Annotated in this window: 21 protein-coding genes and 1 tRNA gene; 4 read left to right on the forward strand and 18 right to left on the reverse strand. The window is 43.2% G+C overall.

Annotation, left to right across the window (positions count from 1 at the left end; genetic code table 11):
* Positions 1-59 precede the first annotated feature (59 nt).
* The gene (locus ACTHPM_RS19135) at positions 60-755 is read left to right on the forward strand and encodes a hypothetical protein (RefSeq protein ID WP_440397182.1); all 696 of its coding nucleotides are present in this window, start codon (positions 60-62) and stop codon (positions 753-755) included.
* Positions 756-777: 22 nt separating this feature from the next.
* On the opposite strand, the gene ACTHPM_RS19140 is transcribed toward ACTHPM_RS19135, so the two are convergent.
* The 14 genes from ACTHPM_RS19140 to ACTHPM_RS19205 form a co-directional block, all read right to left on the reverse strand.
* Positions 778-963, reverse strand: a complete 186-nt coding sequence (locus ACTHPM_RS19140; RefSeq protein ID WP_440397181.1) for an HNH endonuclease signature motif containing protein — start codon at positions 961-963, stop codon at positions 778-780.
* A 328-nt stretch (positions 964-1,291) separates the two neighbouring features.
* Positions 1,292-1,840: a site-specific integrase gene (locus ACTHPM_RS19145; protein ID WP_440397180.1), complete on the reverse strand. Its 549-nt coding sequence runs from the start codon at positions 1,838-1,840 to the stop codon at positions 1,292-1,294.
* Between the two features lie 477 nt (positions 1,841-2,317).
* Complete coding sequence (locus tag ACTHPM_RS19150; protein WP_440397179.1) at positions 2,318-2,710, reverse strand: hypothetical protein; 393 nt, start codon at positions 2,708-2,710, stop codon at positions 2,318-2,320.
* Positions 2,711-2,837: 127 nt separating this feature from the next.
* A complete protein-coding gene (locus ACTHPM_RS19155; protein WP_440397178.1) occupies positions 2,838-3,032 on the reverse strand; it encodes a hypothetical protein in 195 nt (64 codons plus the stop codon).
* A 284-nt stretch (positions 3,033-3,316) separates the two neighbouring features.
* Positions 3,317-4,264, reverse strand: coding sequence for a DUF3102 domain-containing protein (locus tag ACTHPM_RS19160; RefSeq protein WP_440397177.1), 948 nt, complete (start codon positions 4,262-4,264; stop codon positions 3,317-3,319).
* Positions 4,261-5,796 (reverse strand): PcfJ domain-containing protein, encoded by a 1,536-nt coding sequence (locus ACTHPM_RS19165; RefSeq protein WP_440397176.1) that lies wholly within the window; start codon positions 5,794-5,796, stop codon positions 4,261-4,263. The genes ACTHPM_RS19160 and ACTHPM_RS19165 overlap by 4 nt, the downstream gene beginning before the upstream one ends.
* 10 nt (positions 5,797-5,806) lie before the next feature.
* Positions 5,807-6,157, reverse strand: a complete 351-nt coding sequence (locus ACTHPM_RS19170) for a hypothetical protein (RefSeq protein ID WP_440397175.1) — start codon at positions 6,155-6,157, stop codon at positions 5,807-5,809.
* A 20-nt stretch (positions 6,158-6,177) separates the two neighbouring features.
* Positions 6,178-6,369: a hypothetical protein gene (locus ACTHPM_RS19175; protein WP_440397174.1), complete on the reverse strand. Its 192-nt coding sequence runs from the start codon at positions 6,367-6,369 to the stop codon at positions 6,178-6,180.
* Between the two features lie 361 nt (positions 6,370-6,730).
* Entirely contained in the window at positions 6,731-7,636 is a 906-nt protein-coding gene (locus tag ACTHPM_RS19180) for a DnaD domain-containing protein (RefSeq protein ID WP_440397173.1), read from the reverse strand.
* 61 nt (positions 7,637-7,697) lie between these two features.
* Complete coding sequence (locus tag ACTHPM_RS19185) at positions 7,698-7,919, reverse strand: hypothetical protein (protein WP_440397172.1); 222 nt, start codon at positions 7,917-7,919, stop codon at positions 7,698-7,700.
* A gap of 109 nt (positions 7,920-8,028) precedes the next feature.
* Positions 8,029-8,292, reverse strand: a complete 264-nt coding sequence (locus ACTHPM_RS19190; RefSeq protein ID WP_440397171.1) for a hypothetical protein — start codon at positions 8,290-8,292, stop codon at positions 8,029-8,031.
* A gap of 13 nt (positions 8,293-8,305) precedes the next feature.
* Complete coding sequence (locus tag ACTHPM_RS19195; protein ID WP_440397170.1) at positions 8,306-8,812, reverse strand: helix-turn-helix transcriptional regulator; 507 nt, start codon at positions 8,810-8,812, stop codon at positions 8,306-8,308.
* Between the two features lie 176 nt (positions 8,813-8,988).
* The gene (locus ACTHPM_RS19200) at positions 8,989-9,198 is read right to left on the reverse strand and encodes a hypothetical protein (protein ID WP_440397169.1); all 210 of its coding nucleotides are present in this window, start codon (positions 9,196-9,198) and stop codon (positions 8,989-8,991) included.
* 40 nt (positions 9,199-9,238) lie between these two features.
* Positions 9,239-9,478, reverse strand: a complete 240-nt coding sequence (locus ACTHPM_RS19205) for a helix-turn-helix transcriptional regulator (RefSeq protein ID WP_440397168.1) — start codon at positions 9,476-9,478, stop codon at positions 9,239-9,241.
* Positions 9,479-9,643: 165 nt separating this feature from the next.
* Here ACTHPM_RS19205 and ACTHPM_RS19210 point away from each other — a divergent pair, with 165 nt between their 5' ends.
* The 3 genes from ACTHPM_RS19210 to ACTHPM_RS19220 all read left to right on the forward strand — a co-directional run bounded on the left by ACTHPM_RS19210 (position 9,644) and on the right by ACTHPM_RS19220 (position 12,139).
* The gene (locus ACTHPM_RS19210) at positions 9,644-10,039 is read left to right on the forward strand and encodes a helix-turn-helix domain-containing protein (protein ID WP_440397167.1); all 396 of its coding nucleotides are present in this window, start codon (positions 9,644-9,646) and stop codon (positions 10,037-10,039) included.
* A gap of 74 nt (positions 10,040-10,113) precedes the next feature.
* Positions 10,114-10,980: an ImmA/IrrE family metallo-endopeptidase gene (locus ACTHPM_RS19215; protein ID WP_440397166.1), complete on the forward strand. Its 867-nt coding sequence runs from the start codon at positions 10,114-10,116 to the stop codon at positions 10,978-10,980.
* A gap of 13 nt (positions 10,981-10,993) precedes the next feature.
* Positions 10,994-12,139: a tyrosine-type recombinase/integrase gene (locus ACTHPM_RS19220; RefSeq protein WP_440397165.1), complete on the forward strand. Its 1,146-nt coding sequence runs from the start codon at positions 10,994-10,996 to the stop codon at positions 12,137-12,139.
* Positions 12,140-12,266: 127 nt separating this feature from the next.
* Here ACTHPM_RS19220 and ACTHPM_RS19225 read toward each other — a convergent pair whose 3' ends face one another.
* From ACTHPM_RS19225 to ACTHPM_RS19240, 4 genes are all read right to left on the reverse strand, one after another.
* Positions 12,267-13,418, reverse strand: coding sequence for an ImmA/IrrE family metallo-endopeptidase (locus tag ACTHPM_RS19225; protein ID WP_440397164.1), 1,152 nt, complete (start codon positions 13,416-13,418; stop codon positions 12,267-12,269).
* Positions 13,396-14,070: a hypothetical protein gene (locus ACTHPM_RS19230; protein ID WP_440397163.1), complete on the reverse strand. Its 675-nt coding sequence runs from the start codon at positions 14,068-14,070 to the stop codon at positions 13,396-13,398. Before ACTHPM_RS19230 ends, ACTHPM_RS19225 begins: the two co-directional genes overlap by 23 nt.
* A gap of 211 nt (positions 14,071-14,281) precedes the next feature.
* Positions 14,282-14,353: transfer RNA gene (locus ACTHPM_RS19235), tRNA-Thr, on the reverse strand.
* Between the two features lie 93 nt (positions 14,354-14,446).
* The gene (locus ACTHPM_RS19240; RefSeq protein WP_440397162.1) at positions 14,447-14,749 is read right to left on the reverse strand and encodes an MTH1187 family thiamine-binding protein; all 303 of its coding nucleotides are present in this window, start codon (positions 14,747-14,749) and stop codon (positions 14,447-14,449) included.
* Positions 14,750-14,756 lie beyond the last annotated feature (7 nt).

A 14,756-nucleotide genomic window follows, 5' to 3' on the forward strand; every position in this document is an offset into this window, starting at 1 on the left:
GGGGGCCATAATTGTATTAAAATATTATAGGTAAAATTTACTATGAAAGGAGGTGTACCATGGAACTAGATAACCACGATTTTTACGAATCCCTTAGCAAAAAAGGGATTACACACCTTTATCACGCCAATACAGTAGTTACTTCTTGTACTTTTATTCAAGAAGGCGGTTTGCTATCGAGAGGTGCTGTAGAAGCCAGGGGACTTGTCCAAACCCCTCAATCTTCTGATGATGACGATAAGCGATTTAATGTATGGAACGATATATTTGTGGATAGCGTTGATCTACATGAGCGCTTTGGACGTCAGAATCACTATGGACCAGTACTCTTTAAGCTTAGTCTCGAATTACTTAAAGACAGTAATCTTCCGCCTGTATGGGTAACAAGAGATAACCCGATATACTGGAAATCCCACTTTGACGACGAAGACAAGTATTTTTCCAGTTTTGATGAGTTCGATGAGTCGTATTCCCTCGGAAACTATCGAGAAATGATTACTCTGAGAGATACGATGGATATCCTCCCTTTTGATCCATATCTTGAGGAAATAATCATCGATAATCCGAAATACATTCGAAATGGCAAGAATTATGGAAGACATGCAAAGTTAGCAATAAGAACAGCACTTATGAATAGCGGATACGACTATAGCCATGTAACTGTGTCAACTCGAAAGTGCGGGTCTTGCTACTGTGAAAGAAATTACTGGAATGACATTTCTGATAGCATCATGCAGACCAAATTTTTGCTATAAAGCCGCCGTTATGGTGGCTTTTTTAATTCCCAAACCCTCCATCTTCCCGTGCTGTCTTGGAGTCATGACACTGCTTACACAATGCTTGCCAATTGCCGCGGTCCCAGAATAGTTTTTGATCTCCTTTATGCGGTATGATGTGATCCACTACTGACGAAGCAGTCACCCGATCGTTCTTGTAACACTCCACACATAACGGGTTCTCCATAAGGAAAGCTGCACGCTCACGCCTCCATAATCGCCCGTACCCACGCTTTGCGGACGAACCTCGATTACGGTCATACCCTCTTGCTAGAGGCGCATGCATGGAGCAGTAACCTTCCCTCGTTAACTCTCCGCATCCAGGCTTCTTGCACGGTTTATTCGGACGCAAACTCACCCGATCCCACCCTTTTGATTGTCCAATTTATGGCAGAATGAATTACTCATATTACAGGTTTTGTTAAACTCAGATCATGCTTAAAAACCCACGCATAGCCTGGGCTTCTCTTGTCTGCTCGATTTGAATTTAACATATGCCAGATATGAGTAACTGGCTATCTTCGATGCTTTTTTAAAGCCATGTCCATGGTATCTTGAGCCATGCCGATATATCGTAGTGTTTCTTGAGGTGAAGAGTGATTGAAGTAGATCATCAGCAGCGCTATATCTTTAGCGGTAGTCTGATTATAGAAAATATAGCCGAAAGTCTTTCTCAGACTATGGCATGCGATTTCCGACAATCCAAACTCTTCCCCTATAGATCGGACGATCTTGTATGCCATTTCCCTAGTAATCGGACGGTTTGTACCTTCTCTACTCTTAATCAGGAATTCATTGGGCGGCTTCCCGGCAATGTATTGGGCGAGCTTCTTCTTCAGCTCAGAGGTTATCAGTATTCGTTTCTGCTTGCCCGTTTTTTTCTCGCGGATTGAAATGTGTGTGCCGGTTACGTCTCTGACTCTCAATCTAAGAATATCGCTTATTCGCAACCCTGTATCTATGCCGATGAGGAACATGATAAAGTTTCGGTAATTGGTCCCCTCCAGATAATCCATAATGTCCTGAAGGATCTCCATATCACGAATCGGCTGAACCGTGTTCATTTCTTATCACCGACTTTAGGCATGGAACCCTTCTCGCATAAGTCCCCTGGCTTTAAGCAAAACTGAGCGGACGCCTCCCACTTACCCCAAACACATCCCCTGCATTGAAGAGGCTGCCTCACCATTGGTTTGTTCTGCTTCATTTCACACCTCATTCCATAAAAAAGGCCACCCGGTTTCCCAGATGGCGACAAATAGGTTATGAAGAAAACTTCCACAGGCCTTAACAGGATTCGAACCTGTCCAAACCATGAAGGCCATAATAAAATTTGCGGTGCTCTTAACCGCCTCCCCACAGTCCACGCCCTTGACGATCAACGTCTAAGGTCACATGATATGACCCACAGCATGGCCGAGCGCCTACAGCGATAAGGGGCAAGTAGGCATGTACCCAGGTAATGATTACCTGTACCTACTGTATCCCCGTACCGCCGTCAGAACGCCGTCATGGTACCGTCGGATTACCCTCAGTTTTTTTCAGAGGATTCCCCACAATTTAAGACTATCGGCCACCGCCGAGATTCCCTTATCAATGTAACGATCTACAGTGCTTTCGCTCATGCTGCCTCTATAAAAGATTACCGTATCCTTGTAACGTCTTAATTTAAAGAACCTGTGCTCCACGATTCGTTTTACTTCTGTATCTTGAATCAAATTGAAGGCCAGCTCGATATTCTCGATCTCTTCCTTCTTTGTTTCGTAGACCTTCCTCATTTGATCTGGCAGATTAGCCTTTTGGGAAAATGCCATTACCATCTGCTTGTTCTTCATATATTCTTCGAGCAATTTACGCGTTTTCAACTTGTCAATTTCGGTTATCGACGGCCAGAGTTCCCCTTGCTCTTCCGTTCTTTCTGCTGCCAACAGCATTCCCCTCATTCCCCTCATTATTTGGTATAATAATGAAAGGAATATATTGCCTTAATCCGCCGCCGCGACGACCAATCAACTGCGGCGGATTCTTTTTATTTACGGCTTATTCCGTTCGTAATGTGCATTACCAGTTCCGACCACTCCTTACGGCTTCCTTATGTCTTTCCAAAGCGTCCAGCGCTTCTTTAACATCACCTTCGTACCGTGTGCCTTCTGCTAACTCAGTGAGCAATTCAACAATATGCTCCTGTTTCTGTTCCAACGATCTCGCTGTTTGTACAGCACATGAAATGCGAGCAATTCTTTCTCGCTTGGTCACTTGCGCGCCACCTTTCAACTGCACAGTTTATGTCTACTGCGCCTTATATCCATACACCCACGCGAATCCTCTACCCTTTCGCCCAGGATCTTCGATCAGGTAAGACAACCCTTTCCTTACGTATTCATCTGGCTTGATGCGAACCTGGCCGTACCTGGTTCTTATTGCTTGATGCGTTGCAATCTCGGCTCGTGGACAAACGACAAGGTTTAGGCGCTCGATTCGGCAACCGGATCGGATCAGCGGACCAAGCGCACTTTCAATCATTTGCACTGCCAAGGGGTTCATTTGACTCTTTCTCCCATTCGTTCAAGCAATCCAGCCGCAGCCTTACGATACTTCTCGTGCTCCTCCGGTACATTAGTTTTGATCTCATGCAGGACGGATAGGAGATTGCCAAAGTTACTTGTGACAGCCTCGAAATATACCGAAAACTTTGCCAAAGCCTCATTGTCACTACGCTTTACCTTCTCACGCAGCTGAGTCAGTTCTTTCTCAATCTCTTCTGGTACCTTTTCAATAATTTCCTTGGCTGGTATATCGATTGGTTTTGACTTTAGCTGCTTCTCCAATTCCTTCAATTTTTTGGCCGAGTCAACCAAATCAGCCTGCGCTTTGTTTAATTCCTCCTGGAGTTCGGCAGCCCGTTCATCATTTCCAGATGCGGTTGCTGCTTCCATTTCGGCCTTATACCGTTCGGCCAGCTCGTAATTCATTGCATTTTGTTGCTGCATCTCAGCAAGACTCGACTCTGTTTTTTCTCTCTCTAATTTTTCTCGCTCCACCTTCTCGTTCGCTTCCTTCAACTCTTTTTCAAGTTTTTGCTTATCCTTAATCAACTTCTGAAGCTCGCGAGTGGATAGGTCTTCCACGTTATTCTCCTTAACGAATTGTTCGCGTTCTTCCGCTGGCACTCCCAGAAGCGCCACGGCTTGTGTATAGGACAAACTGCCAAGCGATTGGGAATCTGCCTCTGCCCCGAACAATGAAATCTGGTTCGATCCGTATTGGTCAAATATTTTCATTAGGTTGTTAGCCGTACTTTGAGAATAGTCTACAGATTCCTGGAGCCATTTCCCCCATTCACCGTGAGGAAGCATTGATTTGGCTTCGACGAGTCGGCGGCCAATCTCGATACTGTTGTTAAGGATCAGTGTCTTCGTTTGGTCCTTGATTGCATTAATTTCAATCGCTATAACATCAGCTGTTCGGGTGGATAATTGTGTTGTCATACAGCTATCCCTACTTTCACTTTTGTCTTCTTAGGCATTAACTTTCGAACAGTGAACACATTTACCAGCTTTTCTATCTCCGGTGTCATATCACAGTTCTCAAACCCGAGACATTGAACGACCTTCCCACCGCTTACCTCCAACGTATAGAATGATGTATCCGGTTCATTCAACTTTCGAATTACGAATAGATCAACTTTTCCTTCGGCATACCGTTTAGAGTATCCACCGACACAATGACTTAAGTTCTTACCTTCTTCAAACAACTCAATTGAAGAACGAGCCGGTCTTATCAAATATCCATTCCATTCAAATCTGAACTTATCTAGTTCGGGTAAACGCCGTTCTATTTTTTCATTCAGTGATTTGTCCTTTTTAATTTTTATCCGACGTGTAAGCTTTAAGTGTGCTTCATGCAAATCGTTCGGGAACAGGTTATGTTCTTCTTTTATACTGATTCCAAGTTCAGCACATTGACCACGATAGTCGCGCCAATCTGTTAAAACTCTAGTGGCCTTGGTGTAATGACCTTTTTTCATTTGTTTCAGCAGGTATTTGATGATCTTTTCTTCAGGACCAAAGGTCAATGCGATCTTGTAAAAGTCCTGATAACCGGTATCTTCAATATCTGCTAGAATGTGAGCTTCCGTTATATTGATTGGAAGACCTTTCTTTTTGGCTTTCTGGAAATAACGCAGATGAAGAGGTTTATATATTAGTCCCGAACATTTAGCCTCTTTTATCTCTTGTTTGGTAAGCCGAAGCACTTGAGGCAAAGTTTTCCCCTTCCAGTTAACAGCTCCATAAGTTTTGTTTTTGTATAATTTCGCCCATACCATTTCATGCATTCCTGACTTGGTCAGATACTCTACGCATGGGTAACGAGCCGCTAAGTCAAAAAATTCAACCATATCTGATACATAATTCACATTTTTATATTTCGTATATTGTTCCCAGGTTGAATATTGAAACGGAGTTCCTTTTACTGCACGGCGAATATTTGAATCGGATCTAAATCTCTCCCAATGCTTATAGGAGCTATAATATCGATCGAAAGCCGAACTTGTCACAGGTTTCAGCTCTCCACTCCAACTATTGGCATAATAGGCGCCGCCTGGCTCAAATAAGTATTCAGAGCTACAATGAAATTTGGTTTCGACATTCTTAAAATCGCCACTATAATCACGGATTACCGATATGAATCTTGCGGTTATAGCATTCGGATTCACTTTTGATTTTTCGTACCAGACAAACACTCCATAATCCACCATGTATTTTCTGCTGATTCCGGCTCCACGAACTTTACAATCAGATTTACAGTGCGGGCATTTCGCCGTTGTCACCTGCTTATGCTTTAATCGTTCTACTGTTCTGTGCTGCTTTTTGCAGTATGTGCAGTATGCGAATTGTACCCCTGCCGCCGTCTTAACAAAGAGATACCTACTAGATTTAAGAACAGTTTCATTCACAAATCGAACAATAGACTTGCTGATCTTAGTAGAGAAATGTTTGGAAAACTCTTCGCGATCCATCTTAATCACCTCACAAAAAATCATCGAGTTTTACGTCAAAGCTAGGAGTTGCTAGAGCATCTGGCTGTCCTGGACTGTCGTACAAAGCAATCTTTGACTCATCAACTCCGAAATATTTCAGAACAATCGCAAATCCTTCTGCATCGGTCAACATCGCCATGCCATTAACCTGCTTTTTTTGGGCTACCTTTTTCATAGCTTCCAAACTCTTTGCTATCGTTTTATCAGTGTCAAGAATCCTTTCGACACTGGTCGGATTAGCTTGAATATGATTGATTAGGAACTCCCCTATCACCTTGATGTATGGGTTCGTCTTGTTTTTTTCAATTTCAGTTTGCAGCTTAGTGATTGCCTCTTGCATCCGTTTCACCCCTTATAATTTTATGATTGCAAGGCCGCTGACTCTTGGCGGCACCATTTCCCAATACGACTCCCAAACTCTTGAATACCGCCCTCAACCTCTTCCTGATCCATATCAGCAAATTCGGAGTCGAGCTCCTGCCGAGTAGGAATATGTCCGGTCTCCAAAGTCCGGGACTTCAAAAATTCGAAGACGGTCCATCTATTCCCCATCATATAAACCTCCATTCTCAATCAGCTCGACTTCTCAAAGCTTCTCACGCCATCGCCACGGCAAAAGCTCAATATCCTGGCTTCATCGGCTGTAATTTTGCTATGGTCTATATCCTCGGTAAACCGCGCCCAATAGGGCATATACCGAAATTGACTTTTTTCAGCTGCGTTGTATACGTAAGCTGCAGGGCTCTCACGGTATTGCACAGGACATCCGACCTCTTTGCATCGAGTGTATGGGAGGAGAATGTCTGCCACGGGAGCAGGTCTTGTCCACTTGCCATCCCATACCAATTCCCCATCGATCTCGGCCTGAAAGGGGATTAAGCAGGGCTTACCACTATCCTGGGCCTGTACCTTGTTAAGCCAAAGCTTTCGCATGCTGGGATCGCCCACCTTTGCTTTCCTGCATTTTCTGTGCCTCTTGAAGCATTTTGTGATATTCTTCGTCAGATACGTCATTCGGCGGCTCAGAATCAGTAGCAATGGGAATTACAGGTTTTTGATTTCCTCGTGTTGTCAGCCCCTTTTTCTGCGGCTCTTTCGTCCAAGGATCGTCAACACCTTCCGATTGCCAGTTTTTAAGAATGCCGACTACGTAGCTAATTTTCCGTTTACCAGCTACAACCGCCTTCTTCAAAGCTTCACATACCCAACGCTCTCCGTATGTTCCAACCAAATCATTAAGCTGGTCTGCAATTACTGGGCTGATTGTGCCGAAGCCTTCACTTTGAAACATCCGGTACGGATTCAATTCGACAACGACCGCACCGCTGTCACTAGGTTCGGTTTTGGTTATGTTCTGTTCGGTATGGTTGGGTTCGGTATGGTTAGGTTGTGTTGTGTTGGGTAGCCCCGTGACACTCGAATCCGTCACAATGTCGTCACGCGTGACATTGGCGTGACCGTCGGAGTCTTCCACCTTTTTGGCGCGTGACCGTCTCTTCCTTTCCTTATTTTGCTCACGCTTTTCCACGAGACGTCCCGCATAGTCGTACCAGTCATGAATAATATCGTCGTGGTCAACGAATTTAGAGTCCCTCAGCGCGGAATACAGTTTTCCGGGAACACCGTCCCATTCGCATGCATCTTCAATGTCGGCGGAATCATACTTGGATAAGTCGCCATCTTGGGAGTAATCCATTGCCCACCACCAAAACAAATGCAAATGACCGATAGCAGTCGGGAGTGATACTCCCAGCAGCCTGGCTAAACGTTTTGTCTTGGGATGCCTTGCTAGTTCTTGGTGGCTTTCAATCCATGCCATGTGTTTATCACCACCTGCATTTTTTGTGGTATTATAAGAAATGAGATATTTTCAAAACCGATCACGCTGGCAGGCGTGGTCTCTTTTTTTGTATATCCGGTTCGAATGACTCTTTGACCTCAGCCGGATCGCACTTCAACAGTTTGATCTTTAGCGATTTGACTTCATCGATTATTGCCGGTGTATCCGTATCACCATCAAGCAACCTGGAATATAAATGACAGAGCCTTTTCCGCAATCTGCGGCGCATCATATCACGCTGCGCAAATACATCTCTCTTCACGCAAACCCCTCCTTTCTAAATGTGATGCGGTCAGCCGCATCTCTCGACGCCGAACAGGAGAATGGTTAGAATACTGTCCGATGCCGGGAGACAGGGCCGACAGGCCTTGTCATACTGTCTTGCTTTTCTGCCGATTGTGGAATAAAGTAAGCGCCAAGAGAATGTTTATACTAGTTTTCAACCAAAGCGCTCGGCCCGCCCGCCGGGCGTTTTGCATTTCTACTTTTGCAAAAGATATCATTCCGCACAGATAAGCCTCTGCTTCTTCAAACTTATCGGGTAGCATCACTTCAGGATGCTTTCTGATCCACTTCAGGTTATGTACTGCGTCCCGGCCTGCCTGTAAGGCATCCACCGCTAAACGTTCCTGCATCACTCCGCACACCTCAATTCAAATATTTTTTGGATTTCAGTTCAGCTCGATGCTCTTTCCAGATACCGACATAGCTAAATGCGTAATCTTTACAGAGAACTGCAACGTTATGGGTTAATGCTGTGATAGCTTCCACACATTCAAAGATCGCTGACCTTATGGCCGCCCGATCAGCTGTCGTTAATTGATCGGGACGCTTCATTATGGGAGCCGTCTTCATTGCAGCCAATGCCTCCTCTGCTTCTTCCATGGATTTAAGATGTGTTGCTGCCCTGTGCAGATCGGCATTATCCAGCCATGGAACACTAGCGCCGCCAGTGATTTCTTCCTGTGCTGCTAAGTAAAGACGCGGCTCGTCGAATGTACTGACCGCCTGACGTATCAAGCTGTTGGGTGCTTGCCGTTTTCCGTTTTCGACTTTCGCCACGGACGAACGGTCAATGAGGACTCGATCAGCAAACTCCTCTTGGGTCATGCCTGCCTGCTTTCGGTAATCGTGTAAAACATCTCCGATTGACATTCCAATTCCACCTCTCCTGGTATCATCACAATTCAGGGAGCAAAGTGGACAATTTGGCTCATAAACCTCATAGATTTGTGGCGCAATATTCAGTTATGATTTATTTGAGCAAAACAAATCCCCTTATTCCCCTCCGCCGCCTGCAGCTGGTACCGCTCTGGCGGCTGTCTTCTTTTTTAGTTGCCAGATGCAACCCTGTATCTTTGGCGGAACCAATCCAGAAAGTCGCCCCAGATCAGACGTTTCTGTCTTTCACCACCAAGATCATATAGAGGACAACCCCGTTCATTGACAATGTCATATGCCTTCTGTTTATCAATTTTCAAACGTTTGGCTAACTCAGGAATGGTTATAACATCCGTTTCTGAAAAGACTGGTTTATCCACCACGTTTATTACCTCCCTTAGAAAACTAATCGAGATATTCTTATACACTCTCTTTAACGCTATTAGTATAAGAATCTTGTACATACAGACCCGAAAAAAGTTTATTTATATCTTTGTTCAAGATTCTTGATATCTTAAATGCGTCGCTAAGAGAAGGACTTGAATATCCATTCTCCCAATTACTAACTGTTGCTTTCGAGTAGCCTAGTAATACAGCTAACTCTTCTTGAGTTAAGCCTTTATCTTTACGCGCGCCTGCCAAATCCAGATTCTTTTTCAAGCTCATCACCTTCTTTTATTGTATAAGTTTCTTGTACTTATAGCCTGATTATAGAGTATAAGATTCTTGTAGTCAACAATAAATAATAATTATCTTGTACTTTTGTTTTATATTTCTCTTTTTGATGTACAATTAGTTTGTACTTTTGGATTAGGGGGAATAGCATTGTTTCGTCCCGATAGACTTATTAGATTAAGAAAGAATAAAGGACTAACCCAGGAAGACCTAGGTAATAAAATCAATTCAACAAAAGGGACGATCAGTAACTATGAGAACGGTCACAGCACCCCACCCAGTGAAGCCCTAGTTCTGATAGCTAATGCGCTAAACACGACGACTGACTATTTACTCGGTCGAACTAATGAGGCACACCCAGACATATCAGACTCATCTAAAGAACAAGCTGAGTTTGAAGAATTTATTAATGATCCAGAACACGGAATTTTTTTCAAGGATTATCTTAAGGCTCCGGCCGAACGCCGGGAGGAAATGCGACTGATTTTCAAGATCTTACAAGAAAAAGAAAAGGGCCGTAAGCCAGAAGATCGTCAAGGTGAGTAAACAATCAAGCCAGTAATGGCTTTTCTTTTTATCCGAAAAACAGAACATACATTCTTACTCTGGAGGAATTCACCATGTATGAACATTATCGCAGGACTGAACTGGAACAATTCGTAGAGCATTTATACAATACAACCGGGATTATTGAGCCACAACAAATCACCATTACAGAGTTATCAAATCGTCTAAACGTTTGGGTGCATTATGTAGAAGCCAAGAGCCGTGCGATAGAGTCCAGGACAGGTATGCGAAGCATGTTTATAGATGAAAGGCTTACACCGGAGGATCAGCGAATGGATTTCCTCCATGAACTCTGCCATTTGCTCCGGCATGTTGGGAATCAGATGATCCTGCCCGATTTATTTACACAGGCGCAGGAATATGAAGCCTTGAATTTCGTGTTTTATGCTGCTATTCCTTTTTTCATGGTTAGCAGCATGCCAATCCCAGATAATAGGCAAAAGGCAATAGAATACATAGCTTATAACTTCAACGTAACCTTACAATTTGCCGCCAAACGATTAGCTCAAATTGAGCGTCGCATACTTCAATGGCAGTTTGATGCTGTAGCTTCTCAATGCTGTACAACGATTGAGACAAAGGACCAAGAGCCGGCCGTAGGCACTACCGTATATGCTTTTTATGATTCATCAGCAGATGTTAGCGGCCCGTCACAATTGGTCATAGAAGCAGATGAGAAAGCTGTGGACTCAGCAGTTGATTACTTGTTCTCCGTGGATGGTCCCTTCGACCGTTTAGAGCTGGAGGATTTGCCTTACTATAATCGGTGCACACGCCTCTTTGCCCAGGACTTGATCTATAAGGATGGTATGATCGGCGTGAATTTTGCGGTTTTAAATATTAAATATGGCAGGAATCAGCAATACGTCTTGCACATGAAGGATATCGAAAAAGTTGTTTATCTAGGGAGATACTTTTAAGGAGGGGATATTAATGAGAGGCCACATCGCTAAGAAGGGCAACAAGTACTACATTGTCATTGATCTTGACCGAGATGAAGTCACAGGAAAGAGAAAGCAGAAATGGTTATCGGGTTACGACAGAAAGAGAGACGCAGAAAAGGCGCTGCCAAGTGTACTATCGGACTTTATGAAAGGGACCTTTGTCGAACCCTCTAAAAAGACATTCGGTGAAATCATGAAATCTTGGCTCGAAGACAAGAAAACCTCCGTCAAGCACGGAACGTGGAAGTCCTATGAATGGCTGGTTAATTCACATATTATCCCCAACCTGGGAAACGTACAGGTCACCAAATTAAAGCCCCAACACCTTCATGATTTGTATCATAAGACTTTGATCGACAAACTGTCCGTGGGATCAATAAAAAAAGCGCATGTCCTTATTCTTGATGCTCTTAACCGTGCCGTTATCTGGGGAATGATTTCTCAGAACGTAGCCCAATATGTTGATCTTCCCCAAGGGAAGAAGAAAAAATTCGAAGTATGGAATGAAGATCAGCTCAGGGTATTCCTTGACGCTGCATCAAAGGATCAATATTACATGGCCTTCGAACTTGCAGCATCGACAGGCATGCGACAGAGCGAGATCCTGGCTTTAAGAAGAGTTGACGTCGATCTGCAAACCAAAACAGCATCCGTTCGCCAGGCCTACACATTGGCCGAAGTCGGACATGACTTTGATGATACGAAGAACGACAGCAGCGTGCGCTCTATCGCGCTATTTGTGGACACAGTCAAACTCCTGGTGTCACACTTTAGGCATCAGGATCGGGAACGAGAAACCAATCCCTTATATAACGATTCGGGTCTTGTTATTCAGACCAGTGTCGGCACCCCACTTGGCCCGCGTAATCTGATGCGTCATTTTTATCGTATTATGGAAGCAATCGTAAAAGATCATTCAGATTTCCCGAAAATTCGATTCCATGATCTTCGGCATACTCATGCGACGCTGCTGCTAAAGGCAGGGATTCATCCCAAGATCGTTCAGGAACGTCTAGGACATAGCTCAATCAATGTCACCCTCGACACTTATTCCCATGTCCTCCCTAACCTTCAGGAATCGGTATTGAAAAACATTGGCGATTCGATTACCGGGAAACGAAATCCCACCCCATAAAACACTTTAATTGAGCGAATGCAGAAAAACCAGGGCAATCAAACAAAAAGGACGCGGTCCCGCTAATCCGGAATGCCGCGCCCTATAAGGATTTTATATGAAGCAAAAAAAATACAACGTTACATTTTTATTTTATTCTAAATATATTTTTGTTTTCAGTAAAAGAACTTTGGATTGTTTTATCATAAACAAAGACATCTAACAATTCTTGCTCCCTAACACCAGTCTGAAAAGATATTTGTGATAATGATGTATCCATCTTTTCCGACAGATACTTAAGAGCATGAGCCAATAATTTTGGCGTTTCTGGAACAATCTCATCATCAAATGGCTCTTTATATCTCCACTTTTTCCTACTAATTTGCTGCCTCAAATAAAGTGCATATTCTTGCGTAAAAAGCTCAAGTTGTTCCGCTCTATAAATAATAGCTTGAACAGATACTAACCAATGCTTTTTTAGCAGGAGGAGATAATCTAGGCCAAGAGAAGACAAGTCCTTGGTTAAACCACTTTCAGGAAGCAATATTGCAGTTCCAAGTCTATTGGCCTCATACTCCATTATTTTACTGTTTTCTTTCTTGCTCAACGTCTTTTTAGAGTATTTAGAGTGAAGTATTAAATGACCCAGCTCATGAGCTATGTTAAATCTAAGACGAACTGCCGAAGTAATATCTTTATTAAGAATAATGTATGGAGTGTCGTCAATAAGTACAGAACATGCATCAATTCCTTGATGATTTAAATTTAAATATACAATGTATACACCCATCTTTTCGCATAAGGCGGTTAAATTGCTAATAGGCCCGTCGGACAAACCGAATCTTGTCCGAATACTCTTTGCTATATCTTCAACCTCACCATCTGGTGTAGGGGAAAAAGTGAACGGATCTACCTCCTTTAACAAACTATTGTCGAAAGAAGGCATCTTCACTTTTGATTTTATGTTTTTAACAACTAAATCGATAAGGCCAATTTGACTTTCAGTCTGATCTTTATATTTCTTTGCAACACTTGCTTTACTTCTATAAATGAACGCTTTATTATATACTTCTTCCTTTATTTCAGTTGTATAGAAAAAGGAAGGTTCAAATCGTAGTATATCAGCCAGTTTATGCAGCATCTCAATACTCGGAGTTGCCCTGTTTTTTTCATACTTTGAAATTGATTGATGGCTCACTTGAGCAAGTAAAGCTACCTCCTCAAGAGTCATATTTCTTATTTTTCTTGCTTCTTCAATTTTCCTGCCGTTGAACGCACTATGAAGTCTTTCTTGAATCATTAGCTTCCTCTCCCTCAGCATAACGCTGAAATTCTTCAAAAGTAAAATCGTCGATAGTCTCTATTTGGGATTTGGGGTAGAAGCCTTCAATTACTCGATATTCTTCGAGCAACTGGACAGATGCTTCAAAAATACCTGAAGTATTAGGAATTCCAAGATTAATAAAATTCGGGTTACTCGATTGATATCCATGATTCATCTGAAAATATTTCTGGGAATCATACGAAATACTGGCCTCAGAGGTATTGTCAACATCAATATAGCTTTGAATTGGCTTGATAAGTCTATCTCGACAAAACGCTTTGCGAGCGCATTGGTCCTTTGACTTAACTTGATTAAAGTGTAAAAGAAGATCAGCATTGTATAATTCAAGAAACGGATGAGAACGGTTGGAATTAAATTTGATTCGATAACTTAACGGAAGTTCCCCATTTTTCACTGCTTGAATCATAAAAAACTCGACAGCGACATTCTTTATTTCAGGAAGCAATCGTTTCTTGCCTCTCAGGCTTTTAAATATTGCAGTGTTATTTAACAAGAGATCTGACCATTTATATGCATCCATTATTGCTTGGGACATTCGCGCTCTTACTGAAGCAGGTAAGTATGTATCAATAAGTTGCCTTGGCTCTGGATTAATTATAATTTCCATCAAAACCCCACCCCTTTATGCATTTGCAACCATTTTACAATATAGAATGGTTTTTTGCAACCTCACTTTAATGGTACTCCCGCCTAAGAATGCCCAATATTCCACTTTACTCAACTAAAGGTTAGAAGAATGTTAGAAGTACAGCTCATCAAATAGAAAAGACGCGGCACCGAAAATCCGGAATACCGCGCCCTGTAAGGCTTTTAAAGGATGCTGGTGAAGGGAATTGAACCCCCGGCCTACGCATTACGAGTGCGTTGCTCTACCCCTGAGCTACACCAGCTTAAACAGGTCTTTCATATCAATACTGCAACGAAACAAAAACTATTATACATCTTTCATTTCAAAATGCAATACCCATTCGATCAATTGGTATTTATTGCAATTTAGAGCGCACAGATTGGAGCTTCTGCTCGCTGGAAGCTGCCTGGTCGCGTCTGTCGTCGATTTTGACGGAAGTGGATACCCGCTGTGCCCCCGACATGAATGGTGCCTCGTGCAGCGCCGCAATCGCCTTCCATACGTCCTCAAGCGGCCCCTCTATGATCGTGCTCATCGACGTTAACTGATAACTTACGCCCTGCTGGGTCGCCAGCACCCGCTGCATATCCGCCACATACGCGCTTAAGCTCGTGGTCGCCGTTCCGATCGGAATGACGGTTACTTCTGCTATCGCCAAAGTTACC

Origin of the sequence: Paenibacillus sp. SAFN-054, from assembly GCF_051966755.1 — a bacterium.
Lineage (GTDB): Bacteria > Bacillota > Bacilli > Paenibacillales > Paenibacillaceae > Paenibacillus_AQ.

Bases quoted from the DNA above. Each gene is read 5' to 3' on its own strand.
- ACTHPM_RS19170 (WP_440397175.1), bottom strand. From the start codon at position 6,157: ATGCAAGAGGCAATCACTAAGCTGCAAACTGAAATTGAAAAAAACAAG.
- ACTHPM_RS19165 (WP_440397176.1), bottom strand. From the start codon at position 5,796: ATGGATCGCGAAGAGTTTTCCAAACATTTCTCTACTAAGATCAGCAAG.
- ACTHPM_RS19145 (WP_440397180.1), bottom strand. From the start codon at position 1,840: ATGAACACGGTTCAGCCGATTCGTGATATGGAGATCCTTCAGGACATT.
- ACTHPM_RS19180 (WP_440397173.1), bottom strand. From the start codon at position 7,636: ATGGCATGGATTGAAAGCCACCAAGAACTAGCAAGGCATCCCAAGACA.
- ACTHPM_RS19160 (WP_440397177.1), bottom strand. From the start codon at position 4,264: ATGACAACACAATTATCCACCCGAACAGCTGATGTTATAGCGATTGAA.
- ACTHPM_RS19215 (WP_440397166.1), top strand. From the start codon at position 10,114: ATGTATGAACATTATCGCAGGACTGAACTGGAACAATTCGTAGAGCAT.
- ACTHPM_RS19195 (WP_440397170.1), bottom strand. From the start codon at position 8,812: ATGTCAATCGGAGATGTTTTACACGATTACCGAAAGCAGGCAGGCATG.
- ACTHPM_RS19140 (WP_440397181.1), bottom strand. From the start codon at position 963: ATGGAGAACCCGTTATGTGTGGAGTGTTACAAGAACGATCGGGTGACT.
- ACTHPM_RS19230 (WP_440397163.1), bottom strand. From the start codon at position 14,070: ATGGAAATTATAATTAATCCAGAGCCAAGGCAACTTATTGATACATAC.
- ACTHPM_RS19225 (WP_440397164.1), bottom strand. From the start codon at position 13,418: ATGATTCAAGAAAGACTTCATAGTGCGTTCAACGGCAGGAAAATTGAA.
- ACTHPM_RS19150 (WP_440397179.1), bottom strand. From the start codon at position 2,710: ATGCTGTTGGCAGCAGAAAGAACGGAAGAGCAAGGGGAACTCTGGCCG.
- ACTHPM_RS19135 (WP_440397182.1), top strand. From the start codon at position 60: ATGGAACTAGATAACCACGATTTTTACGAATCCCTTAGCAAAAAAGGG.
- ACTHPM_RS19190 (WP_440397171.1), bottom strand. From the start codon at position 8,292: ATGCAGGAACGTTTAGCGGTGGATGCCTTACAGGCAGGCCGGGACGCA.
- ACTHPM_RS19220 (WP_440397165.1), top strand. From the start codon at position 10,994: ATGAGAGGCCACATCGCTAAGAAGGGCAACAAGTACTACATTGTCATT.
- ACTHPM_RS19175 (WP_440397174.1), bottom strand. From the start codon at position 6,369: ATGGGGAATAGATGGACCGTCTTCGAATTTTTGAAGTCCCGGACTTTG.